Origin of the sequence: Neptuniibacter sp. QD37_11 (assembly GCF_047778105.1) — a bacterium.
In the GTDB taxonomy this organism is placed as follows: Bacteria; Pseudomonadota; Gammaproteobacteria; order Pseudomonadales; family Balneatricaceae; genus Neptuniibacter.
This window is the reverse complement of the sequence record NZ_CP180552.1, coordinates 1,457,758-1,483,237: the sequence shown is the minus strand read 5'-3', so window position 1 is coordinate 1,483,237 and position 25,480 is coordinate 1,457,758. Positions and strand designations below refer to the sequence as shown.

Sequence of the window (25,480 nt, the reverse complement as noted above, 5' to 3'; positions counted from 1 at the left end):
ACTTACCGAATGAATTAACGAGCAACTAATAGCTGTAAACGACTACCAACCTGTTGTGCGCGATCAGCCAGGTCACCGATCGAACTAATAACCTGATAGAGGAAAATTACATCTACCGGTGGAAGCTCTTTCTCGATGCTAAATAGTTTTAGGCGAATAGCACGTTCGTGTTCATCCGTGTTGTGCTCTAGGGCATCCAATTTTTCTAGCATTTTTTCGATGACATCAATCTCGTGGCCACCAAAACCGCTATTTACCAATTCGTCCAGTTCTTTAAGCGCAGTTAAAGCCTGCTCAGACGTTTGCAAAGCGACACGAACATAATCTTTCATATCTTGCTGCATCTCAGTTGGCACTTTCATTTGACGGCCAAGCATGATGCCTGCGATATCTTTAGCGCGATTTGCAATCTTATCCTGCATACGAACAACTTCTAGAAGATCCGTACGAGGAACTGGAAGGAAAATACTTTTAGGCAGATTCTGGCGAATCTCTTTCTTCATTGCATCTGCTTCGCCTTCTAAAACAGCGATACGTGCTTGTACTTTCTCTGCTTCATTCCAGTCTTCAGCGATGACTGCTTCAATGAATGGAATAAGCTCAACGGCACATTCTTGCGCTTTTGCAATGTGATCCTGCATAGGTTTGAACGGTGAACGTGCAAACATCTGCAAGAATGGGGTACTGGTTGCTACCATACAACGCACCTTAAAAGTCTGAAAAAAATTGAACACACCTGTGTTCAGGCGCGCGAATTATGACGGAATTATTTCCTAGAGTAATTACAGTTTTGTTACAAAACAGTAATTTTTCGGTAAAAAAACTGAAATATTTGATCCAAGGCAGACAAGCGATGTACTGCGAATATGCCTTGTAAATTCATTGCATCACAATGTATATACATACTGATAGCAAGGTTTATTTTAGATCTATTTCTTAGTTTCTTTTTTTAAAAATATAAGAATCCATCCCCGATTGGTTACGATCAGATTCAAAATCTACTAAAGCTAATTCAGCACAATGATCTAAAAGTTCGTTTTCTCTTAAACAGAACCGCTTAGAAAAACCGGTACGTTCATGCTGGAACAGATTGAACGTAGTCATTAATAAAGTACCTTCAGGCTTCAATAGAGCAAGCAGCTGCTCCCATAATCCATCAGCCGGTTTATATCTGGAGATAACAATCGAATCGAACAACCCCAGACCTGACAGATCCACCGATTCCTCTTCTAGATCCAATTGAGCAGTTTCCACTTCCAAGCCCAACTTAGTCATAGCCTCAGACAAACGATCCAAACCTACTTGAGATATATCTGTTGCTACCGGGCTAAAGCCTTGTTTGGCCAGAAAGATAGAGGCAGCCCCATCTCCTGCTGCCAGATCTAATACACGACCTGTTTTTAAAAAACGCCACTGACGTTGTAGATATTCTGGTGCAACAGGCTCCGATTCTAGGCCTTGGCTTTTCGCCAAGTATCTTTGATCCCATTTTTGCTGTGCTTTGCTCATTTAATTCCTTAAAAATAGAAATGTGCGGGGAAAAGTTTATTAATAATGATTACTTAACTATAAAAATGCAGAGCCAATCGTTTCGTAAGGTGAAAATCCTTGTTTCAACCAAAAACGATCAGCTTCAGGATTTCCGGGATGCCATCCAGCCTGAACAGAGGTCACCCCTTGAGCTTTAAGCCACTGTTTAGCATCCGCGACCAATGCTTGCCCTATCCCTTTTCTACGCTGATCAGGTTCGACCCATAAATTAAACAAAACACTGCTATTAGGCTGAGTATAAGCTGTTTGCTGATTCAGAATGACGGCAATGGTCCCATAAACCTTTTCGCCCTCAGCTATAAATACCATTGCATCATCTCTTTCAATACATTTCTCAAGCGTGTGACGGAGCTGATTTTCAAGATGTTCAGGAATAGGCATACCAAATGGCTTAGCATGGTGAATAGGCAGATACAATGTAAGTTGCTGCCACTGCTTAAGCACAACATCTATTCGATCAGGCCCACACACGCTGATTAGAAAAGACTCTTTATTGGAAAGATCCATTACATTTATTCCGATATCCCATGTACATCTACTTTATCATTTTGGAATAACGATTATTAAGCTCTTTACCTTCTATATAAGTCATCTTATCCGCTAACTTGTGCAGTTCTGACAAACGATCTTCAGCGCTTGGGTGGCGCTTACTAAAAGCCTGCCAAAACGAACTATCATCCTGTTGAGCATCTATCTTTTGCAATACAGCGATATAAGCCATGGAATCATAGCCAGCTCTGGCTGCGATCACCATGCCCATCTTATCCGCTTCTAATTCATCACTTCGAGCTAAACCATCACTGTAAACATCCTGAATGGTATTCAGCAGTTTATTTTCAACTGAGTGGTCACCAAATACCGTAGCTCCACTGCTATCTGAATCGCTTTGACTGTCACGCAAGAACCGAGCAAGATCTGCTGCAATACCAATCTTAGCTTCCTTCTGAATAGCACGGAGATGGTGCTTTTGAACCACATGTGCAATTTCATGAGCTAGCACACCTGCAAGCTCAGCTTCGCTCTCCAACTGCTCTAAAGTCCCCGTTGTAATATAGATAAATCCACCGGGCGTGGCGAAAGCATTAAAACTATCATCTCGTAACACTGAAAAGGTCCAAGGGATATCAGATCGTTCAGTTTGTTGAGCGAGCCACATTCCCACTGAATTCACATACTTTTGAACATCTCGGACGTTATATATGGAGGCTTTTTGAAGCAGAACAACACTCACTTCCTCACCGATCTCAACTTCTTCAGCCAAGCTTTTCTCAAATAGATCGGTCGATTTTTTTCCTGCTTCCATTAATGGGGTCAGATTGATGTTATTGACCTGACAGCCGCTTAAACCCAGCAAAAGAAAACCAGCAACAACCCCTTTGATAGCGTTTATTTTCAATATAGACATAAGCTACTCCACATAATTCATGCTTCGTGCTTTCAATCCCCCTTCCCGTGCAAACTTGGTAGCCGCATCTGCACTCACTTTATAACCTTTTACTTTGCTAAGGGAGACACCTGACCCACTCGATATAATCCCGCCTTCATCCAGCCCTCTAACACCGGTAGTCAACGTTGTTTTTGAGCGGTACTGCATATTGCCCGCAACTTGTTGCGTGCTAGGATTACTCACATATCGAAGGTTTATCATTTTCACCCAACCAGAGTCAGTATTACCCGTTCGTACTTCGTACCAACCACCGCTTCGTCGCAGAATATTTACAGAGGATTTTTCAGAGAGTTTCGTAACGACAGTGCTAGAAATTGAGGGAGTTTGGTAGACAGGGATATCTCTGACTGTGTAGGCAGTTTGAGCAGTCGCCCAAGTGGAGCTCATAAATGGAAGACCGATAATTAGTAATTTAAGGTTCATCACTCAACCTCCTTGGCTGATAGACGGTTACCAATTTTTCCCGGCCTTTAACCTTATAGTCACCAATCAGCTCGAAGTCAAAAGCATCCCCACATGCCTGTCGAGTTTCTTCAGAAACCAAAATCCTTCGACCTGTTTCTTTAGTCAGCCCTTCGATGCGACTAGCTACGTTTACAGCATCACCAATAGCAGTGTAATCGTAGCGACTTTGGGTACCTATTGCCCCAACAACGACCTCGCCCGTATGGAGACCAATACCTATATCGAAATCAAATAAGCCAAACTCTCGTCTAAAGCTGACCATTTGATCCACCATATCCAAAGCCGCATTCACAGCAGCAATCTCTTGACCGGGATTTTCAATTGGCTCACCCCAAAACGCCATAATGGCATCACCGATAAACTTATCGAGCGTACCTTTATGCTGAAAAATAACTTCTACCTGGCGAGAGAAGTAATGATTTAGAAGTTCTACAATTTCGGTAGCACTACGGTATTCAGAAAGATGAGTAAACTCACGGATATCGGTAAATAAGATGGTTACCCGCGTACTTTTTCCTGCCAAAGCTTGATCGGTGATTCCTTGATCAAGCAAAATTTTCACAACTTTCGGGTCTAAAAAACGGCCAAAAATATCGACCGTTTTTTTCATCTCTCTCTGCTGCTGCAATAAGCGGAATGCGTAAAAAGAAACCGCAACAAATATATAAGCCACCAGCCAAGCCATAACAGGGAACATCATCCCTTTCATGATCAAAAGCCGATAACTGAACAGCACGTTTACTCCGATTAAAACGCCTATTCCGATGAGTGCGTAATAGAAATTGCCCACACGAACTAGCAACAGCACTAAAACACCAAAGCTTACACCCACAATCACCAAAACTAGCAAAGCATCTACCGGTTGCAGAAAGCTCTGATCCATAAAGTTATTAATAGCCGTAGCTAAGATAAAAACACCGGGGTAAGTACTAGTAATTGGTGTGACTTGGATATCATGTAAACCCGCAGCAGTTGAACCGATTACAATGATTTTGTCCTTAAAATAGTTAGGCTCTTTAAAATCATCGCCTTGACTTAATTGGGTATACACTTCGCTATAAGAGAGTCTGGGATAGGGCTCTCCTTTGCCTTGATACCAATCGATCCAAATTGACTTCTCTTCAATCTCAAAGCCATTAAGATCAACAGCAATTCGTGCAGGCATCGTAATAATTCCCCAATCAGATATTGGATGTATTGCGGCGTACTTACGCCCAACACCATCTTTATCTGGATGGAAATTGATACTGCCTAAACGCCAAACACTCGCGTTAACCGCATTAGGTAAGACCAAACTTGCATGAGGAATAGTCGAAACGGTATCTGGCTTTTGTATGGGAACAGTCTCTGGATATTGGTCTAAACGCGGAAACAGATGATCAGAATAGGTTTGCAAATGTAAGAACGGTAGATAGACATTATTCGATGCAGCCAACACCTCACTAAAATACTGATCACTTTCAGGGTTAAAAATATCTCTATCGGCAAATAGCACATCAAACACTACTGCAGCAGGTTTCTGTAACTGTAACAACTCCACCAGCTCGGCATGGACAGCCCTTGGCCAAGGCCAACCACCCGCAATAGGCGCAAGGTTATTCAGGCTCGCATCATCTATATCGATGACTACTATTTGCTCACTTGCTACTCTTTTCTCTGCTCGCTGTTGAAGCGTTAAATCGAGCCAGTAATTTTCTAATTGTGGAAGCAGTGGTGAATGGAAATTAATGGCTGCAAATAAGCAAAATAAGATACTCAGCACTGAGATCGCTTTAATTTCCGAGCGGAGTTTGCTGGCGGACATAGCTATCCCTATCTGACCTAGTTTCTTACTACCTTATAGAAAGTAGCTTTATTACAGCATAGGCCAGAGAACGACAGACACAAAAAAGCCCTGTAAAACCAGGGCTCATAATACTCAGGTCGCTGGATAGATTAGAAAACGCCTAGCTCAAGTTTAACTTGGTCTAACCAATCGGAGATGCGTTCATCAGTTTGATCACGCTGCCAATCTTCATCTAAAGCCAAACCAATAAAATGTTTTTTGTCGTCTGTTAATGCTTTAGATTCTTCGAATTCATAACCCTCAACAGACCAGTGACCAACAATCTCAGCGCCTTTAGCTACGATTTTATCATGTAGCATACCCATTGCATCGACAAACCATTCAGGATAGCCAAACTGATCACCAAGACCGATAAAGGCAGCCTGTTTACCACTGAAATCCAACTGTTCCACTTCATCCCATACTTCCAGCCAATCTTCCTGTACTTCACCATAATCCCACGTAGGTATAGCAAAAATAAGAATATCAAAATCTTTTGCAGCAGAGAGCGAACTGTCTGCGACATCAAATAACTCTAGTTCGCCGGCATCCCAACTACCTTTTATCTTATCTGCAATATCGCCAGTATTACCTGTTGTGGTGCCGTAAAATAACGCTGCCTTCACTACCTACTCCAATACCTACACGCTAATGATAACACTTATCATTATCCATCCAATAACGACACTTATGCAAGCCTGATGCATATAAAATTTTGTTCTAGAAATAAAAAAGCCCAGCATATAGCTGGGCTTTAGAAACTTTATATCCTAGATCAGGCTAAGCTGAGTTCCTCATCCGCTGCCATTTCAACTGTTGCAGCGGGTCTCTGATTTCCTTTTTTATTCACGTTTTTCTGGTGAATCTTATCTAGCTGACGATCAATTTTATCAGCCATCGCATCCAGAGCAGCATACAAGTTATCAGCGGATGCTTTCGCAAAGATATCTTTACCTGCTACGTGAATTGTTGCTTCAGCAACGTCCTCACGATCATTTTTTTCAATAATAACGTGAGCACTAGTAATAACTTCGTAACGTTCTTGGCTGCTATTCAGCCATTCCTCTACTTTCTCTTTTACACTGTCAGAAACTTTAGCATTGCGGTGAGTAATTTTGATATTCATGTGCAAATCCTTAATGCCTTGTTGCAGTGAGAGCGCTATGAATTAATGTTTTTGTGCGCCCCTGTACACTTACAGTAGTACCACTCTGAGAATGGATTACAAGTACTTTTTTCGCTTCATGACGAAAAATTGATAGCTGACAGGTAAAACTGTTCAAACACCAAACAATTGTTACTAGGATTTAGCCGTTTTACGGGAAGAAAGGGACAACAATCCAGCCGAGAAGATCAAGCACAAACCTATTAAGCTGTAGACGCCTAATACTTCATCCCATAATAACCAACCAAACAGTGCAGCAAAGACTACCGAAGCGTATGTGTACGGCCCCAACTGTCCTGCTGGTGCAAGACCATAGCCTTTACTCAATAACAGCTGGGCAACTGTTGAGGTAATGGCCATCAGCAATAACCAACCCAATTCAACTAAATTGGGCGTAACCCAATTAAGCATCGCTGGCGGCAAAGCTAAAACGGTACTAAACAAAGCGAAATAAAAAACGATGCGACTGGCTGGTTCTGTATCGCTCATCCTACGGATAATAACTTTTGCTAGCGCCCCCAGCATTGCACCAAAAAGCGCAATTAGCACAGCAACATTGAGTGTTCCCTGCCCGGGATTCAACACTAGAAAAACACCAAAGAAACCAACACATATTGCCAGTTTCACTACCCCAGAAATCTTTTCACCTAACCACCATAAGGCGAATAATGGAATAAAGAATGGAGCTGTTTGTTTGATCAACGCCGCCTCTGCTAAAGGCAAGTGTCCCCATGAATAGTAAAGACACATCATGGCAGTCACACCGACCGCCGCACGCGCAATATGAAATCGAAGAGAGCTCGTTTTTATCGAGGAGATCCCATTTCGCAATAACCAAGGCATCAATAGAATTAACGCAAAGAGGTTACGGGCAAATACGATAATCTCAGTGGGTAGCTGATGAGTGATCTGCTTTACGACCATGCCAGAACAGACCAAAAACAGTTCTGACAGAATGATAAACAGCGCACCTTGATAAAGCGCTTGTGTGGGCATAGAGGCTTGAAGATTATTAAGCAATAAATGTCTAGCGATCACAGTCTCCCGTAATCGCCAGCCGGATCTTACCTTATTTAGACTTCAATTACTTCAAAGTCGTCGGATAGACTGTCTGCCTGCTCTTTACTGGTGATCACAGCCACACTGCCCTCTTTATCCAAAAGATAAGTTTTGGCAACGCGCTTTAGATCATCCAATGTCACATTCAAGATACGCGCACGGAACGCTTTACGCTGTTCTGGCGTGCGCCCAAACAATGAACTGTGGAATGCTTGCTTAGCTTCACCAGCCGGTGATCCTGGCTTATCAATCGAGCTGACAACACCCAGAATCGCTTCTTCTAGTTTCTGAGCATCATGATCCGTCTCCAGAAGCCATTTCACCGCACCATCAAAGTCATCCAAAGTTTCAGATAAACGAGGATCACGGTAAGAGAAGAAACGGAAAGCTGCATCGCCAGAGTCCTGACCAGCACCAGAACCGTACGCGCCACCCTTCTCTCGTATAACGCGGTGAAGATAGCCATTACGTAGGAAGTCACCCAAGATGGTAAGTGGCGCAGAATCAGGATGATCTACCGCCACAGTTGGGTATGCTTTAGCACAGAAGCTTACCTGTGTACTGGTAACCCAAGCCTGTTTCACCTTGCTACGTAACTCTGGCAGTAAGAACCCTGCAGAGGTTTCACTCGGCACATCTGCCCAGATAGACTCTAAGTAGCTCTGAACACTAGCCTGATACTCATCTTCAGCCACTACTAGGTATTGGCGAGGGGCAAACTGGATCTTGCTATGCAACTCTTGGAGACGTTGTGAAAGCTGTTTAAGAGCATCGTCATTCTCTAGCTGATCATCCAGCTGCTTGTAATAGCAGATAGACTCAAGACCTTTTGTTGCATGAGATAGTGCTGCAGCCGGGCTCATCTTCGCTGCTGCAGCCATCATTGCGAATGCATGGCCTTGCCCGGTGATACCTTGTTCTTTACGGGTACGTTGTTGAGATACCACTTCACGAATACGAGGCAATTCATCAAAGCGTGCAAATTGCAGCGTCTCTTTCAGCAGATCTAACAACGCCTCATGTTTAGACACTAAGGCTTTGCCTGTTAATGTGAAGTAGCCTTTTACATCCTGCTCATTATCAGGCGCCCCCCTGACTGAAGCAAAACCATGAACACCACCGGTCACTTCTGTTTGATACTGCTGATTCTCTTGATAAGTACGATCACCACAGCCCAATTCAGTAAGAAGATAGCTGTATAGAGGCAGTATGTGCTGCTCATCTTCCGTTAACTGCGGAAGCTCCATAATCACCTGCTGATAAACAATACCGTTGGTGCCACGATCATAACGCGTCAAAGGAAGCGTAGAATCAACCGCAACTGCTTCTGGAACAGACATCTCATCTGGTACATCGGTCAATGTCACTTTCGGTAGAATCGATTCATCATCGACCTGTTCTTGTCGCTCCGCTAGCTCAGCAGCACGATCAATTAGCCGTTGTTTATCGTCATCTGATAAACCCGCTTTAATTTGAGCCAACTGCGCTTTCTCTGCAGCATCACGACTAGCTGCTAGTTTGTTGTCTGGGCGTAAAGTCAAACGAACGCGATGCGGGTTATCTAAAAGCTCCTTAACCATGGCCTGAACAAAGTCAGGTTGTTTGATCGCTTCACGCAGCTTTTCTAGCACTGGATCAAGGTTCAGAATAGCGATTGGATCACCCTTGTTAACAGCGGCCCCGAGCGAAGACATGATCAAACTCAGGCCATAAGGATAGCCATCACCATTAATTTCGCGCTGTTGCAGCTCTAACTGATGCAACTGGGCTTCCAGCATAGCTTGAGGCACACCCTCTTCAGCAACCTTCTGCAAGGTATCCAATACCAATTTTTCAAATTCTGCCGCAGATTCGGGCTCACTGCCTTCAATACCGCACATGAAGCTCATTTCACGATTGGAATCTTCTAAACCACATAATGGCGAAGGCGCGCTGCCTAGATCAGTTGATTCAAGCGCATAACGTAGCGGAGAAGCACTATTATCTAGTAACACACGTGACATAAGGTGTGCTTTAAGTTGTGCTTCTAAATCATTGGAATGACCAAGTAGCCAAGCTAAAACATGGTGTGTTTTACCACTTAGATCCTCTTGATCAAGGTCGTAACCTTCTTCCACCCGCAATGGCGAGTGGTAGCGTTTCTCATCATGAATTTCGATAGAGGTGCCCAGCTTTTCAAAACGGCTTAGCGCTTTCTCTTCAAAGAAGCCCTGCAGCTCAGCAGCTGGGATATCACCAAAAGTCATAATGACCGCATTACTCGGGTGGTAATGAGTTTTATAAAACTCAATCAGCTCTTCATAACTTAGGTCAGGGATACTCTCTGGCTCACCGCCGCTGTTGTGATGGTAGGTTGTTGTCGGGAAAAGATGCTTAGTCACCGACTGCCACAAACGAGAAACCGGTGAACTCATTGCTCCTTTCATCTCGTTGTAAACAACACCTTTGTATTCCAAATCGGATTCAGCATCACCGGTTTCAGAAAACTCAATACGATGGCCTTCTTGTTCAAAATCCAATGGATCTAAACGACTAAAGAAAACAGCATCAAGATAGACATCTAACAGGTTAAAGAAATCTTTGCGATTTTGACTAGCAAATGGATAAGAGGTCCAGTCACTGCTCGTCATGGCGTTCATAAATGTATTAAGTGAACGGCGCGTCATCATAAAGAACGGATCACGTACGGGGAAACGCTCACTACCACACAAAGCGGTGTGCTCTAGAATATGCGCAACACCTTTTGAGTCTTCCGGAACAGTCCGCAGACCAATAAGGAAAACATTCTCAGTATGATCTGCCGCTATATGAAAGTGCGAAAGGCCAGTCTTCTTATGCTCGTATTCCGTTACATCAATTCCTAATGACTCGATCTTTTCAGATCTAACAAATTCAAAAGATGAGTGTGATTCTACGACTGTATTCGATTGCGTCATGAAAATACTTGATCCTGTTACTAAAGGGACATCTACCCAAGTTACAAATTGTTATATGTCCCGAGGTATTTAGGTGAGCTAACTACACTAGCAGATTACCAATCCTGCTGTAGCCTTCCTCTCCCATAAAAGCCCTGAATTTGGGCCATAGCGCTATCATCTGATTGTAATAGCTATTTGCTTATATGAACAACCTACAAGCCCATATAGACACAAAGCAGGTGCAATTAGGCTAAAAAAAATTTTTAATTCTCTGCAAAAACAGCTTAAAAAGCTGATTTTAGTAAAACTCAAACCTTTTACGGCTACCACTCTAACCGATTGTTTAATATACGTTTAATCACGAAGAAACAGGCCTAAAAATATTTTTGTGCAATGCACAAAAAAATATTTGACAGGTTATTTATTAACCACTATATTTATCTCAAATGCTGCAACGCACAAAAAACACTTTATTAAAGATTCTCAGAGGAATGGAAAATGTACGATGATCTAATGAAAGATGTTCAGGAAAAAATGCAACCAGCAATCGACGTTGCTGAAGTGAACAAAAAAGCACTAGAAACTCTGTTCTCTTTGCAGTCTGAATATGTAACTGATTTCGTAGATTCAAGCGTAGCTCAACTAAAAGCTCTATCTGAAGTTAAAGAGCCGAAAGAAGCAGTTGAATTGCAGGTTGAGTTCTTCAAATCTCTGGAAAGCAAAACGACTGCGACTGCAGAAAAAGAGCTAGCAGCTCTAAACTCTGCAAAAGAAGAGATCGCTGAAATCGTAGAAAAGAGCCTGAGCGAAATCAGTGAAATGCCATACATGTCGGATTTCAACAAGTTTCTAACTGAAGCTGCTGAAGCTACATCTGCTGTAGTTGCAAACGCAACTAAAACTGAAGCTGCACCAGCTGAAAAAGCAGCTGCACCTGCTAAAAAAGCACCTGCAAAAAAAGCGCCGGCTAAACGTAAGCCAGAAGCTAAAGCAGAAGCTGCTGCTGAGTAATTCATCGTTGGGGGTCACGTAACGACCCCACTTCTCTACTCTGGCTGGTTTATTCAGCCGTATTTCTTTGCCGGTCTCCCAGACCGGCTTTTTTTATTTAAGCCTTTGATTATTGTTCTTTGGCCATTTCAGGCAAAGGCCCTTCCAAGCCCATCGCAAACTGCATAACTTTGTTTTTAGCTGGCGTTACACGACCTGCCAAACCTAAACCAATATTGCGCAACACTTTTAGTGGGCCGTTCTGATTACTAAATACGCGGTAGAACGCATCCATCGTCTGCATCATCAATAAATTATGCTTGCGACGCTGCTTTTCATACTCCTTCAGCAACGCTAATTCGGTTATATCTTCACCGGTATTAGCAGCCGCTAAAATCACTTCCGAAAGAGCAGCTGCATCAAGCAAGCCGATATTCACGCCCTGTCCTGCTAGAGGGTGGATCATGTGCGCAGCATCACCTGCTAACGCTAGACCTTCTAAGACATATTCCTGCGCATGTTGGCGACGAAGCGGGAATGCGCCGCGACTTAATAGCTGATCAATTTCGCCCAACGCATCAGGGAAGGTAGATTTAAGCTCTTGCATAAAGCTTTCTTCATCCTGAGCCAAGAGACGTTTGACGTTATCTGGTGTGTTATACCAAACCAGAGAAGCGTTATTTCCTGAAAGAGGTAGAAAGGCAAGCGGACCTGTCGGTGTAAACTGCTGCCAAGTGATATCTTCTTGAGCAAACTTAGTCGTCACAGAAGCAACCAGTGCATGCTGCTCATAGTCCCAACGGGTTACACCTATACCTGCAGCTTGGCGAACACGAGACTCACCACCATCCGCAGCGATAAGTAGACGCCCAATTATTTCTCTATCGTCTTTTAATCTAACAATGCTGCTACCAGGAGAATAATCGATAGCCTCAACTTCAGCAGGACAGATCAGATCAACATTTTCAAACGTCTGTAAACGCTCTAAGAGCGCTAGCTGAATCACACGATTTTCAACAATATGGCCAAGGTGATCACGACCAATGTTATCGGAAACAAATTCTGTAGAAGCCTTTTCTTCACTTGCTTCCCAGACCTTCATGCGACGGTAAGGGCAACTACGACGGGATAGGATCCCTTCCCATGCCCCTACGCGCTGAAGAATATTCTCAGAAGCCACACTGATAGCAGAAACGCGCAAATCATTTGGTTGGGAAGGCTCATATTCCGCAGGATATCGACTTTCCAAGACGGCAACTGATAACGGGCTATTTCCAAGAGCACAAGCGATCGTTGCACCCACCATACCACCACCGACAATGACGACATCGTAACGCGTATTCATAATTCCCAACCAACTTACTTATTTTTGACTGTCCCGAAGTATACCCAAAGAGCCTGCCAACATCTTGAGAAAGATCAACAATTGTTAACGCGCTTTGATTAGCGAGTGATTCTTCAGGGTATTCATATTCTCCCAAAGCGGTTTGCTCTATAATGCCGCTTTGCAACAAAACCTAACCAACTTTACTGTTACCGAGTGCCCTGTGTCTGATACCTGCTTCTCAAATCTCAATATTCCAAAACCGATGCTGAAGAACCTAGATCATCTAGGCTATAAGCAGATGACGGCTATCCAAGAGAAAGCCCTACCCGAGGTTTTGCGAGGTAATGACCTCATTGCGAAAGCAAAAACAGGCAGCGGTAAAACAGCTGCGTTTGGCATAGGCACACTACTGAATTTAAATCTTCGTAGCTTTGCCACCCAAGCCCTAGTGCTTTGCCCCACACGTGAATTAGCAACACAAGTGGCTAATGAGTTAAGAAAGCTCGCTCGCTTTACTGAAAATGTAAAAATTTTGACCCTCTGTGGTGGTCAATCAATAGGGCCACAAATTGGCTCTTTGGAGCATGGCGCACACATTGTGGTAGGTACCCCGGGTCGTATTAAAGACCATCTTCGTAAGAAAACCCTTCGCTTAGATCAAGTAACTACAGTAGTGCTTGATGAAGCGGACCGTATGCTGGATATGGGTTTTGCTGATGATATTCGTGACATCATCGGGCAAACCCCAAAGAAACGCCAAACACTGCTATTTTCTGCTACTTACCCAAAGACCATTGCGAGCCTGAGTGCAGACATTCTCAATCAGCCAATAACGGTTGAGGTAGAATCCACTCACCAACAATCCCAGATTGAGCAACATTTCTTTGAGATCGAAAAAGAAAATAAGCTAGAGAATTTGAGCGCGATTTTAGCTCAGTTCAAACCAGAGTTTGCAGTGATTTTCTGCAACATGAAGCAAACCTGTAATGATGTTCAACAGCACCTTAAATCCTTAGGCTATAGCGCAAAAGCGATCCACGGCGATTTAGAACAACGTGATCGTGATCAGATACTAGTGCAATTCGCCAACCGCAGCTGCTCTATCCTTATAGCGACCGATGTAGCTGCTCGGGGACTAGATATTGATGACCTCCCTTGTGTCATCAACTACGATCTAACTCGCGATGCTGAAGTTCATACTCACCGTATCGGTCGAACAGGCCGTGCAGGTAAGCAAGGCATGGCATTAAATCTTTATCAGCCATCAGAAGCTTACAAAGTAGCTTCCATTGAAAAGTATTTGGATACAGAGTTCCCCGTGACTGAACTACCAGACGCGGATCCGAACTATCAGCCGAATAACCCACCAATGGCTACGCTTGCGATTGCTGGCGGCAAGAAGAACAAAGTTCGCCCTGGCGATATCTTAGGTGCGTTAACAGGCGATGCTGGTATACAAGGCAACCAAGTAGGCAAGATCAATGTGTATGATTTCGCTGCTTACGTTGCTGTTGAACGCAAAGTTGCACGAAAGGCAGCCGAACGCTTGAGCCAAGGAAAAATTAAAGGCCGCAAGTTTAAGGTGCGTCGCCTTTAACCTTCTTTATGGGCTAAACGCTCAAAGTGACGGCGATACTGGTCTGCCAGTATCGCCCATTTAAACCGATCGACATTCACCTGCTCCCCCCACTTTCCTACGTACTTTCTTGCTGCTAACTGATCTAATCGCTCAGCCAAGACCTCAGCTTCGCTCTCTTCTTTATACCGGCAGGCTTCAGGGAACAATTCTCTATACGCTAACCTGTCAGGGACTAAGGGCTCTGCCCCAGACGCGACGCCTTCTAAAACAGCGATCCCTTGGTAATCATGTACAGCTGTTGAAAGCACAACATCTGCTTTACGCAGTAGAGCCAGATACTCCTCACGCGACGACAGATAACCCCACTCTCCAGCACAATCACCGAGTAACACACGAAGCTTCTCAAATTGCTCAGGTACTTTTCTAAACTGCTGCCCGACCACATGGAGCTTAAAATCCTTGCGTTTCTCTATCAGCTGCTCAACGGCATCTAGCAGTAGTTGAGGATTTTTGTCGTATTCCCAACGGTGATTCCAAACGATATGAAACTCATCAAATTCAGGGGAATGTATTTGATAGCTATCAGACTTGATAGGTACAGACAGCACGGCTGAATTATCTCTAATCCGCTCGATCAGATTTGCTGGTACTTGATCAGGCATCTTTTTCAGGAGAGCTTTCGCGCCATCCAAAAGCGTCTGTCGATTATATTCACTGTTAAATAAACAATAATCCGCAGCCAACGCGGTATAAAGATTCAGAATACATGGCTCAACGGTTTTAAATGCTTTACCAGACTCAGGATAAGCGAATTGGTTTTCGTGGAAGTAAACCAGTGTTGGAATTTGGGCTAAAGATGGAACAAAACCACGCAAGGCAGATAGGTCTGTCATAGAGGTCGCTACGACTAGATCATAAGGCTGGCTTAATACTTCCCTTTCGTTAAACGCCCAACTAAGACTGTTCCCTCTCATACGCCAACTAAAATAGCGTCCCGGCAGAGACAAAACTGTCCATTCGTGTTCATTTAAGTGCTCAACAAGCCCTTTACGCCAATAAACATGACTATCCGCATCATAAGCTGAGAGAAGGAGTATTCGCATAAAGCCGCCATTGAAAAAAGCGCTAGTGTATCAGCCAAATTTTGCTTTGTCCTATTACACTTAAAACAGAGCAACAAAACCAAAAGTATCGAAATACGATACCTTTTTTGAATATTTAGCCCAACACCCTCAAAGCCTACATACTTTACGTATCAACTTTTGAGGAAGCAGCAATGAAAATGACAAAGTTCAACAGCGTAATCAATGACCTAGAAAACTGCGTACAAGAAGGAGACATTATTTTTATCTCCATCAATAGTTTTCTTTACCGCCAGGTCGCAAAAGGCACTGGCAGCTGGACTTCGCATGTTGGCTTTGTCGTTCAAGAAAATGATGAATGGCTTGTTCTAGAAAGCGCTGTTCCCTGTGTTAGACGCACGACTCTAAAAGATTTTATATCGCGCACAACCAACGATGAAGTGAGCATATTACGACTCAAACAGCCTCTAGCCGGCAGAGACATAAGCAAATTAAAACAAACCGCTGAGAAACGTATGGGGCACTTTTATCACTTAGGCTTTAAATTCGATTCCAAGCGACAGTTTTGTTCTAAATTTGTTTATTTAACCTTTAAGGAGGCGTTAGGGATAGAGTTAGGTAAAGTACAAACGCTAGCTGAACTATTGGATGAAAACCCACAAGCCAGCGTTAACTTTTGGCGCTGCTGGTACTTTGGCTTTGTCCCATGGCAACGAAAGACAATTACACCTGCCAGTCAATTGAATGACCCGCAACTCGAAACGATCTATACGACTGTCAGCTAGCACTGACAGTCAGGTCTATTACTTACAGAGAGTTGTAACGAGCAGCACTAATAAATTCAGAGAAGGTTTCACACCAAATCACAGCCGTAGAATATTTAGCCGGATCTACACCCTCTGGCAAGTTAACCACAAAACCATCAAATGTTTTGATTTCGGCAACTTGGACCATATCTCGCTTATTCTCTAGAAAGCTCATCTCATCATCTACAAACACAGGAGAAAGGTAAAGCTTATAATCAGGACCAGGGGCCAATTTGCCCTTAAATGCAGCGACACCGCCACCCAGCATCACTGAGCCTTCTCCCCAATGTAAAAAGTCACTCCCTTTTAACTCTTTCACAAATTGCCCTTCAAACTGAGCCTGAGCTACAGCCGAAGAGATCTCTTGTTCAGAAGGCCCCTGAGGCTGAATCAAGATAGGTAACAGGTATACGCCTAAAGCAAAGCCTGCAAAGCCAACTAGGCCATGACTAATCAGTAACATTAATTTTTTCATATTCCCCCCCTAAAGCTGCTAAAACAGCCAATATAAAAAAACCACCCGAAGGTGGTTTTAGAATAGATCAAATTAGCTTAAAGCTTTTCAATTTCAGCTTTAGCTTTTAACTGAGCAAGGTGATCTTGGTAATCCTGCTGACCTTGACGGTTATTAAGCATCATACCCATAAAGCGAATCTCGTCTTCTTGCAGCTCAATATCTTGCTGACCGATTGCGTCTAGCGCGATAATCATTTTGCTGCCATCAACAGTATCAACTGCTGCATAGGTAGAACCACTTTGCGGTTTTACCATTTTGAATGCGGCAGTAAGAAGCTCTTGTGGAAGCTCTCTCTGGCTACGATTAACTGCAGGCTGTGCTACTACTTCATTACCTTCTGCAACAGTAGCTAGATCTGCACCTTCAGTAAGCTGAGCAACAATAACGTTCGCTTTTTCAGTCATCGCTGCAGCAACTTGCTGCTCAACCAGAATAGCGCGGATCTGATCTGCTACTTCGTCTTGTGCTTTTTCACGAGGTAGTTGATGTTCAACTACACGTAAAACAACAGAGCGACCAGAATCCAATTCTACTGGCGTGCTGTTCAAACCTTCATTGATCAGCTCCTGATCGAAAGCAACAGCAAGAATCTTCGCGTTGGAAGTAATCGCATCTTCGTTACCAGAACGCGCAAATAGCTCAGTTTTCTGAATCTCTAGTTCTAGCTCTTCAGATGGCTCTACCAGATCACCAGAAGAGAAAGACACATCAGCTAAACGCTCTAACTGCTCAACATACTCTTCTTCAGCCTTCTGATTTAGGAGATCAGAACGAAGCTCTGCTTCAGCTTTTGCAAAAGCTGGCACTTCAGACTCAACAACATCAACTAGTTTAATTAAGTGATAACCGAACTCCGAACGTACAGGCTCTGAAACAGCACCTTTTTCTAGAGCATACAAAGCGTCTTCGAAGTCAGTTGAGAAAACACCTTTCTCATTAATACCTAAGTCACCACCCATCTCAGCAGATGCCGGGTCTTGAGATTCTGACTTAGCCAACTCTTCAAATACTTCACCTGCTTTTAGGCGCTCAGCAATTGCATCAATCTTAGCTTTTGCAGCAGCATCGTCTTGCTGTTCTGAAATCTCGATAAAGATATGTGCTGAATGACGTTGCTCTTGTGCTTGGAATGTATCAACAAGCTGCTGATATGCGGCTTGAAGTTCATCATTAGATACTTCGATACCTGCCTCTAGAGCGCTTCTTTCTAGAAGAAGATACTCAATAGCTACCTGCTCTTCAGTCATAAACTGTGAACTGTTTTCTGCATAGTAATCGGCAATCTGCGCATCAGAAACCGTAATTTCAGCGCGAACATTGTCCGCAGGCAGAGTGAAGTAGCGAAGATCACGCGTTTGATTCTGTAGAACGTTTAGAGAGTTCAATTCATTTGGTAAAGTAAATGCAGACAACATGAACGCAATACGCTCTTGCTCTGTTACCTTCTCTTTACGCACGATATCACGATACATCAACGGCGTAAGGCCAGCGTTGCGTAACGTCGCTTCAAACTGAGCACGATCAAACTTACCGTCTAGCTGAAACTCTTTGGTAGACAGGATCAGTTGATCAATCATTGCATCAGAGAATGTCAGACCTTGGTTTTGTGCAGATTGAACTAAAACAGATTGCTCAATCAGGCCTTCCAAAACCATATTGCTGATCAAACCATCATCCAGTAGCGAAGGATCAGCATCCTCCCCCATCTGCGACAACATTTGACGACGCTGCAATTGAACACCTTGGTAGAGATCTTGCTGACTGATCTCTTCACCATTAACGGTCGCAGGAGCATTACTGCCAGCAGTTAAACTAACCAGCGATTCAACACCAAATAATGCAAAAGTAACTGCAATCAAGCCAACAATAATCTTGGCAATGATTCCCTGAGAGTTATCACGAATGGACTGTAGCATTATGCCTCTAAACCCCTGGCAATATCTTTAACACATAAAAAAGGCGCATTCTTTCAAATGCGCCTTTCAAGAATTTTGTACCTGACTCGCTAATATCATATAGCTCGTCATTCTATGTAGAACAGAGATCGTCTGTTAAACAAATTTGGCGGAACGGACGGGACTCGAACCCGCGACCCCCTGCGTGACAGGCAGGTATTCTAACCAACTGAACTACCGCTCCTTTTGCGGGTCTTTAACCCGCACCTGAAGAACTTTATCAGCGCTTCAGGCTGGGTAACTCACTAAACTAATGAGCTACCTCCCCTAAGTAAGATCGTGACGCGATCAGATCTTACTTGTTTACTGCGTCTTTCAGAGCCTTACCAGGCTTGAAAGTTGGCAGTGTAGCGGCAGCAATTTCAATTGGCTTGCCTGTCTGTGGGTTACGGCCCGTACGAGCAGCACGCTCTTTCACAGAAAATGTACCGAAACCTACAAGTGCAACAGAATCACCGTTTTGAAGTGCACCAGTAACCGCTTCCAGTGTAGCATCCAGCGCGCGACCCGCAGCTGCTTTAGGAATGTCGGCTGAAGCTGCGATAGCGTCGATCAGTTCAGACTTATTCACGTTGTTCCCCTTTAAATAGATCGTTATTTTTAATTGTTCCGTTATCCATGCCCAGCAAGATGGTCAGGCATTTATACCAAGGTGCAGAAAGGGGTGTCAAGACACCTAGAACACCTTTCTACCCCTGATGAATACTAATGTGGCTTTATTTGCTCCGGCTCAGCTTTTGTCGCTTTTTCCTTTGCTGCCACTACTTCTTTCTCGCTTTTCTCTACAGGTTTTGGTTGATACTTAAGTGCGATGTCCAGCACTTCATCAATCCATTTAACCGCCTTAATATCGATATCTGCTTTGATATTGTCGGGAATTTCCTTTAAATCGCGCTCATTTTCCTTTGGAATAATGACCGTTTTAATTCCCCCACGGTGTGCAGCGAGTAGTTTTTCTTTCAATCCACCGATAGGTAAAACCTGCCCTCTAAGGGTAATTTCACCTGTCATTGCTACGTCAGCCTTAACCGGAATATTGGTTAAAACCGATACTAAAGCCGTACACATTCCAATACCCGCACTTGGGCCATCTTTTGGTGTAGCACCTTCTGGAACGTGAATATGAACGTCTTGCTTCTCATGGAAGTCAGGCGCAATACCAAGGGCTTCAGCACGATTTCTTACAACAGTCAGAGCAGCTTGGATGGATTCTTTCATCACATCCCCTAAGCTACCTGTAGTTACCTGGCGGCCTTTACCAGGCACCACTGCTGTTTCGATACTTAGGATATCGCCACCTACCTGAGTCCAAGCCAAGCCTGTTACAAGGCCAACCTGATCCTGCTCTTCGGCGATACCAAAGTTATGCTTACGAACACCGCTGTAATGCTCTAGCTGATCTTCATCAATCACTACCGGCAGATCTTTTTTATCCGCCAGAGCCAGCTCTTTAACAACCTTACGACAAAGCTTAGCGATTTCTCGCTCAAGTCCTCGCACACCGGCTTCGCGGGTATAGTAACGGATCAAACCAGTAATGGCACTATCCTTTATCTCCACTTCACCTTTTTTCAGGCCATTATTTTTAAACTGCTTCTCGATAAGATAATTTCTAGCGATATTCAGCTTTTCATCTTCGGTATAACCCGGGATACGAATGATCTCCATACGATCCAATAGAGGACCAGGAATATTCATAGAGTTTGACGTACATACGAACATCACATCAGAAAGATCGTAATCTACTTCTAGGTAGTGATCGTTAAAGCTGTTGTTTTGTTCTGGGTCTAATACTTCAAGGAGAGCCGAAGCCGGATCACCACGCTGGTCCATCCCCATCTTGTCGATCTCATCCAACAAGAACAGTGGGTTTTTCACACCTACTTTCGACATCTTCTGCAGTAATTTACCCGGCATAGAGCCGATATAAGTACGACGGTGACCACGAATCTCTGCTTCGTCACGCACGCCACCTAGCGCCATACGTACATATTCACGATTCGTAGCACGGGCAATAGAACGTCCTAGAGATGTTTTACCGACACCTGGAGGACCAACCAAACAAAGGATCGGACCTTTAAGCTTTTTAACTCGCTTCTGAACCGCTAAGTATTCCAGAATACGGTCTTTAACTTCTTCAAGACCGAAGTGATCTTGGTTAAGTACCTTCTCTGCTCGCTTCATATCGTGGCGAACTTTAGAGCGCTTAGCCCAAGGGATCTGGATCATCCAATCAATGTAACCACGAACAACTGTTGCTTCAGCCGACATTGGCGACATCATCTTCAACTTGTTGTATTCACTCATGGTTTTATCGAAAGCTTCTTGCGGCATTTTCGCTTCAGCAATTCGATTTTTCAGCTCATCCATATCGTTAGTGCCCGACTCGTCCAGATCACCTAACTCTTTTTGGATAGCTTTCATCTGTTCATTCAGATAGTACTCGCGCTGACTCTTCTCCATCTGTTTCTTAACGCGGCCGCGGATACGTTTTTCCACTTCAACCAGGTCAATTTCAGATTCCATCAACGCCATCAGATGCTCTAAGCGCTCTTTATTACTAAGCATCTCTAGAATCTGTTGCTTCTCTTCCAACTTAAGCGACATATGTGCAGCAATGGTATCTGCCAAACGCCCTACATCGTCGATATTCTGGAGGGAAGAAAGTACTTCAGATGGGATTTTCTTATTTACTTGAACAAAGCGTTCAAATTGCTCCAAGACTGTACGCTTGTATAGCTCACTTTCAGCTTCGGTTAGCTCTTCAATTGCGAGCATATTTGCTTGAGCAGTAAAGAAGCCTTCATCTTCACTAAGCTTACTGATGGTTGCACGATAATCACCTTCCACTAGCACCTTTACGGTACCATCAGGCAATTTAAGCATTTGCAGCACGCTTGCAACGGTACCTACTTCAAATAGGTCTTCCGCCAAAGGCTCATCATCCGATGCATTTTTCTGTGCAACAAGCAGAATTTCTTTTTCCCCAGACATTGCAGCTTCTAGGGCTTCGATTGATTTTTCCCTTCCTACGAATAATGGGATAACCATATGCGGATATACCACCACATCCCTCAGTGGGAGTACTGGCAATTCGATTAGTTGTTCCTGAATGTCGTCATGTTGTGTCATGAGCAAAAGCCTCATCAACCAGTCCGCGATGTACTGCGGAGAAATTCTAAAAAAGCGTGTCTTAGGGTTACATGGGGGTCAAAATTTCAAATGCAACCAATTAGATACAAAAAAACAACGCGTTGGGAATATATCGAGGTAAGAGAACCGGGATACTAAATTTTATAGCAGTATCCCTTTATGGAGACAATCAAAAAAGGGGAATAAATTCCCCTTTTTACTTTCATATGCTCGAGCTTACTTGTAGTAGGCTTTATCACGGACACTGTGGTCTGTGATATCACGCACTCCAACTAAGGTTTCGATACGTTCGACTAGTGTTTTTTCTACACCATCTTTTAATGTCATATCAACAGCGCTGCAGCCCTGACAACCTCCGCCGAATTGCAGTACTGCAATATTGCCTTCCTCTTCTTCAACCACTTCCATCAGTTTTACTTCACCACCATGGGAAGCCAAACCTGGATTGATCTCTGAATACAGAATGTAGTTAATCTGCTCTGAAATTGGGCTATCAGGTGATACTTTAGGCACTTTCGCATTTGGCGCCTTGATCGTTAGCTGCCCACCCATACGATCTTTTGCAAAATCCACATGCGCTTCATCTAGATAAGGAACACTGTTCTTTTCAATGTAGAAACGTAGCTGTGTTAGCTCCAGAATTTCATCATCTTCGATAACTTCATCTGGACGACAATAAGCTAGACAAGTTTCTGCGTAAGATGTACCTGGCTGTGTAACGAACATGCGCACAGCCATGCCCTCAACATCTTGTTTAGAAAGTAGCTCTTTTAAATATTCTTCTGCCGTTTCTGTGACGGTGATATTCATACGGTGTCCTGTATGTTGAACCAATCAATTCTTAGACTCTAGGATACACTCAAATTAAATCCGAGTAAATTGCTCAACTATTAAACAATAGGTGAAAAATTCTATCGCACCATGGCACAATGCTGCCACTATATTTGGCACTTCTATTAGATATAAGGCCTTAAACCTATTTTTCCAGATAGGGATAGACCTTATTTCAGAGATAATCTGATAGAATTGCTTTTTTCCTATTTTGACCCCTATGACATTCTTCAACCGACAAAAAATAATAATAGGTTTAGGGCTGCCGATTATCGCGGGAATGCTTTCCCAAAGCCTACTAAACCTTGTAGATGCCGTACTTGTCGGTCAGCTTGGTGAGGCCTCTCTCGCCGGCGTAGGCATAGGAGGTTATGCCAATTTCGTGGCAATCAGCCTTATTCTTGGCTTGTCTTCTGGAGTACAGACCCTAGTGGCCCGTCATCAAGGCGAAGGTCAGAACGATCATGCCGCCTCCCCCGTTCACTGGGGGCTATTGATCTCACTTATTTTTGCACTCCCTGTCAGTTGTGTATTGATCTATTACTCAGGCTCCATTGTTTCCCTGATGACTGATGATTCAGCGGTACAAGATATCTCTGAAGCCTATTTTGATTACAGAACTGCAGCCATGCTTGCTATTGGGCTCAACCTCTCTTTCCGTGGTTGGTGGAACGGCACCAAGCGGCCTGCGACCTACTTCAAAGTTCTGATAGCCACTCATCTACTGAACGTGATTATTAGTTACTGTTTAATATTTGGTGAACTGGGCTTACCAAGACTTGGGGCACCAGGAGCAGGCTTAGGCACCGCTATAGCATTGTATATAGGCGCTCTATTAAACGCTGTAATGGTCTACAAGGACGCCAAAACTAACGGGTTATTTAAATTCAGCACTCAGCAAGCATCCTCAATCTATAGAGTGATCAAGCTCGCAATCCCTCATTCAATACAACAGTTCTTTTTGGCTTTGGCTATTTGCATTCTTATCTGGATCATTGGTCAGCTGGGCACCAGCGAACAAGCGATCGCACATGTACTGATTAACCTCTCTCTTTTCTTAATCCTTCCTGCGGTAGGTTTTGGCGTTGCATGCACTTCGCTTGTGAGCCATTCAATTGGTGAAGATAACTATCAAGAAGCAGCTCGCTGGGGATGGGATGTGATTGTCACGGCGCTGGTTTGCATCAGCCTACTAAGCATTCCACTTGTAATCTTTCCTGAAGCAGTTCTTTCTGCGTTTTTACAATCAGAGCAACTGATCGATATCGCTGTACTGCCCTTACAACTAACTGCGCTAGCAATCTGTTTAGATGCTGCTGCAATTGTATTAACCCAAGCGCTACTCGGCGTTGGTGCCAATCGCTCAGTTTTACTTATATCTACATTTGGGCAGTGGTGCTTCTTTTTACCGCTAGCTTGGCTATTTGGACCTATTTTAGGCTTCGGATTGTTAGGCATCTGGATTGTACAGATTGTTCATCGATTGCTTTCTTCAGTAATCTTTATCCGCATCTGGTCTCAACAGCATTGGCAAAAAGTCAAAATTTAACCTCCCAAGCAGCTTGATTGTTTGAACCACGCTGTTCCATCTTGCTATAGTTTAAAAACCACTTTTAGAGATATGTAAATGGCTGATCAGTCACTGGTTTTTTCGTTCTTCTTAATTTTTACGGGTGCTGCCATTGTGGCGTCTTTGGCACTCTACACTCGCCAGCCTTTACTCGTAGCCTATATCGTTTTGGGAGCCATTTTAGGCCCATACGGCATGAGCATGGTGACTGATACTAAACTGCTATCTGATATATCCCACGTCGGCATCATCTTCCTGCTATTTCTTCTTGGCCTAGATATGCAGCCCTCACATCTATTGCAGATGTTACGTAAAGCCACCTTGGTCGCCATAGGAAGCTCACTGATATTCTTTGCGCTCGGCTACAGCGTGGGATACGCCTTCGGTTACACCCAAACAGAAAACCTAATCATCGGCGCCGCTGTGATGTTTTCGAGTACGATCATAGGCATCAAGCTGTTACCCACAACTGTACTTCACCACCGCCATACCGGTGAACTCGTCGTAGGCCTCCTGCTTCTACAAGACGTTATTGCGATTATGGTCTTATTGTTCCTATACAGCGGCACAGATGGTGGCACAAGTAGCGATACTATGGCTCAATTTGCTACAACGCTCGCCGCATTACCTCTCTTGATCATTGGCGCATTTGTCTTTGTAAAATACGTTTTACTAAAACTGATCCAGAAATTTGATCGCTTTCATGAATATATCTTTCTTCTTGCGATCGGCTGGTGCCTTGGCTTAGCTGAGATGGCACATTTGGCAGGTCTATCTGCAGAGATAGGCGCTTTTGTAGCTGGCGTATCCATCGCCACCAGCCCAATTGCTCAATACATCGCTACAAGCCTAAAGCCACTACGTGACTTTTTCTTGATCCTATTTTTCTTCTCAATTGGAGCAAGCTTTAATCTAACCTTAGTGAGTACGATTGCGATTCCAGCAATTATTCTGGCAATTTTGGTCCTTGCGATTAAGCCAGTAGTTTTCCGCTTTTTACTAAGCCGTATTAGTGAATCCAAGCAACTCGGATGGGAAGTAGGGTTCCGTTTGGGGCAGATAAGTGAGTTTTCGCTGTTGATAGCTTATATCGCGGCGGGAAGTATGATGATTGGCGAAGAAGCCTCTCATGTTATTCAGGCAACTGCGATCTTAACCTTCTTGTTATCCAGTTATGTTGTGATCTTCAACTTCCCATCACCGATCGCTGTTTCAGATAAGCTTCGCCGAGATTAACCGG

General features: G+C 43.8%; 22 protein-coding genes and 1 tRNA gene. 5 read left to right on the top strand and 18 right to left on the bottom strand.

All coding sequences use genetic code 11. The features are described from left to right. Window positions 1-14 precede the first annotated feature (14 nt). From ACMXYT_RS06695 to ACMXYT_RS06650, 10 genes are all read right to left on the bottom strand, one after another. Window positions 15-698, bottom strand: coding sequence for a TIGR00153 family protein (locus tag ACMXYT_RS06695; protein ID WP_415900863.1), 684 nt, complete (start codon window positions 696-698; stop codon window positions 15-17). Between the two features lie 238 nt (window positions 699-936). Continuing rightward, on the bottom strand, window positions 937-1,509 hold the full coding sequence (locus ACMXYT_RS06690) for a class I SAM-dependent methyltransferase (protein WP_415912055.1): 573 nt from the start codon (window positions 1,507-1,509) through the stop codon (window positions 937-939). 57 nt (window positions 1,510-1,566) lie between these two features. Next, a complete protein-coding gene (locus ACMXYT_RS06685; RefSeq protein ID WP_415900861.1) occupies window positions 1,567-2,058 on the bottom strand; it encodes a GNAT family N-acetyltransferase in 492 nt (163 codons plus the stop codon). Window positions 2,059-2,086: 28 nt separating this feature from the next. Next, complete coding sequence (locus ACMXYT_RS06680; RefSeq protein WP_415900860.1) at window positions 2,087-2,956, bottom strand: M48 family metalloprotease; 870 nt, start codon at window positions 2,954-2,956, stop codon at window positions 2,087-2,089. A gap of 3 nt (window positions 2,957-2,959) precedes the next feature. Beyond that, the gene (locus tag ACMXYT_RS06675) at window positions 2,960-3,421 is read right to left on the bottom strand and encodes an SH3 domain-containing protein (protein WP_415900859.1); all 462 of its coding nucleotides are present in this window, start codon (window positions 3,419-3,421) and stop codon (window positions 2,960-2,962) included. Then, on the bottom strand, window positions 3,411-5,267 hold the full coding sequence (locus ACMXYT_RS06670; RefSeq protein ID WP_415900858.1) for a CHASE2 domain-containing protein: 1,857 nt from the start codon (window positions 5,265-5,267) through the stop codon (window positions 3,411-3,413). Before ACMXYT_RS06670 ends, ACMXYT_RS06675 begins: the two co-directional genes overlap by 11 nt. 131 nt (window positions 5,268-5,398) lie before the next feature. After that, window positions 5,399-5,914 (bottom strand): flavodoxin, encoded by a 516-nt coding sequence (locus tag ACMXYT_RS06665; RefSeq protein WP_415900857.1) that lies wholly within the window; start codon window positions 5,912-5,914, stop codon window positions 5,399-5,401. A gap of 149 nt (window positions 5,915-6,063) precedes the next feature. Further along, on the bottom strand, window positions 6,064-6,414 hold the full coding sequence (gene hpf / locus ACMXYT_RS06660) for a ribosome hibernation-promoting factor, HPF/YfiA family (RefSeq protein ID WP_415884297.1): 351 nt from the start codon (window positions 6,412-6,414) through the stop codon (window positions 6,064-6,066). A gap of 174 nt (window positions 6,415-6,588) precedes the next feature. After that, entirely contained in the window at window positions 6,589-7,491 is a 903-nt protein-coding gene (locus ACMXYT_RS06655) for a DMT family transporter (RefSeq protein WP_415912054.1), read from the bottom strand. Window positions 7,492-7,526: 35 nt separating this feature from the next. After that, entirely contained in the window at window positions 7,527-10,448 is a 2,922-nt protein-coding gene (locus ACMXYT_RS06650; protein ID WP_415912053.1) for an insulinase family protein, read from the bottom strand. A gap of 480 nt (window positions 10,449-10,928) precedes the next feature. Here ACMXYT_RS06650 and ACMXYT_RS06645 point away from each other — a divergent pair, with 480 nt between their 5' ends. Continuing rightward, window positions 10,929-11,441, top strand: coding sequence for a phasin family protein (locus ACMXYT_RS06645; protein WP_415900854.1), 513 nt, complete (start codon window positions 10,929-10,931; stop codon window positions 11,439-11,441). Between the two features lie 109 nt (window positions 11,442-11,550). Here the strand turns inward: ACMXYT_RS06645 and ACMXYT_RS06640 are convergent, their stop codons facing one another. Then, window positions 11,551-12,765, bottom strand: a complete 1,215-nt coding sequence (locus ACMXYT_RS06640; RefSeq protein WP_415900853.1) for a UbiH/UbiF/VisC/COQ6 family ubiquinone biosynthesis hydroxylase — start codon at window positions 12,763-12,765, stop codon at window positions 11,551-11,553. Between the two features lie 202 nt (window positions 12,766-12,967). Between ACMXYT_RS06640 and dbpA the strand changes: the two genes are divergently transcribed. Further along, the gene (gene dbpA, locus ACMXYT_RS06635) at window positions 12,968-14,344 is read left to right on the top strand and encodes an ATP-dependent RNA helicase DbpA (protein ID WP_415912052.1); all 1,377 of its coding nucleotides are present in this window, start codon (window positions 12,968-12,970) and stop codon (window positions 14,342-14,344) included. Here the strand turns inward: dbpA and ACMXYT_RS06630 are convergent. Beyond that, a complete protein-coding gene (locus ACMXYT_RS06630) occupies window positions 14,341-15,429 on the bottom strand; it encodes a DUF3524 domain-containing protein (RefSeq protein ID WP_415900851.1) in 1,089 nt (362 codons plus the stop codon). The genes dbpA and ACMXYT_RS06630 overlap by 4 nt on opposite strands. Window positions 15,430-15,602: 173 nt before the next feature. On the opposite strand from ACMXYT_RS06630, the gene ACMXYT_RS06625 reads away from it, so the two are divergent. After that, entirely contained in the window at window positions 15,603-16,193 is a 591-nt protein-coding gene (locus tag ACMXYT_RS06625; RefSeq protein ID WP_415912051.1) for a YiiX/YebB-like N1pC/P60 family cysteine hydrolase, read from the top strand. A gap of 22 nt (window positions 16,194-16,215) precedes the next feature. Here ACMXYT_RS06625 and ACMXYT_RS06620 read toward each other — a convergent pair whose 3' ends face one another. The 6 genes from ACMXYT_RS06620 to nfuA form a co-directional block, all read right to left on the bottom strand. Further along, a complete protein-coding gene (locus tag ACMXYT_RS06620) occupies window positions 16,216-16,689 on the bottom strand; it encodes a DM13 domain-containing protein (RefSeq protein WP_415884290.1) in 474 nt (157 codons plus the stop codon). Window positions 16,690-16,766: 77 nt separating this feature from the next. Beyond that, window positions 16,767-18,647, bottom strand: coding sequence for a SurA N-terminal domain-containing protein (locus ACMXYT_RS06615; protein ID WP_415900838.1), 1,881 nt, complete (start codon window positions 18,645-18,647; stop codon window positions 16,767-16,769). Window positions 18,648-18,793: 146 nt separating this feature from the next. Beyond that, window positions 18,794-18,870, bottom strand: a tRNA-Asp gene (locus ACMXYT_RS06610). Between the two features lie 111 nt (window positions 18,871-18,981). Then, window positions 18,982-19,257, bottom strand: coding sequence for an HU family DNA-binding protein (locus ACMXYT_RS06605; protein ID WP_007020114.1), 276 nt, complete (start codon window positions 19,255-19,257; stop codon window positions 18,982-18,984). Window positions 19,258-19,391: 134 nt separating this feature from the next. Then, on the bottom strand, window positions 19,392-21,818 hold the full coding sequence (gene lon, locus ACMXYT_RS06600) for an endopeptidase La (protein ID WP_415900837.1): 2,427 nt from the start codon (window positions 21,816-21,818) through the stop codon (window positions 19,392-19,394). A gap of 237 nt (window positions 21,819-22,055) precedes the next feature. Next, on the bottom strand, window positions 22,056-22,649 hold the full coding sequence (gene nfuA / locus ACMXYT_RS06595; RefSeq protein WP_415900836.1) for a Fe-S biogenesis protein NfuA: 594 nt from the start codon (window positions 22,647-22,649) through the stop codon (window positions 22,056-22,058). Between the two features lie 241 nt (window positions 22,650-22,890). Here nfuA and ACMXYT_RS06590 point away from each other — a divergent pair, with 241 nt between their 5' ends. Further along, entirely contained in the window at window positions 22,891-24,219 is a 1,329-nt protein-coding gene (locus tag ACMXYT_RS06590; protein ID WP_415900834.1) for an MATE family efflux transporter, read from the top strand. Between the two features lie 78 nt (window positions 24,220-24,297). Beyond that, on the top strand, window positions 24,298-25,476 hold the full coding sequence (locus tag ACMXYT_RS06585; protein ID WP_415900832.1) for a cation:proton antiporter: 1,179 nt from the start codon (window positions 24,298-24,300) through the stop codon (window positions 25,474-25,476). Window positions 25,477-25,480 lie beyond the last annotated feature (4 nt).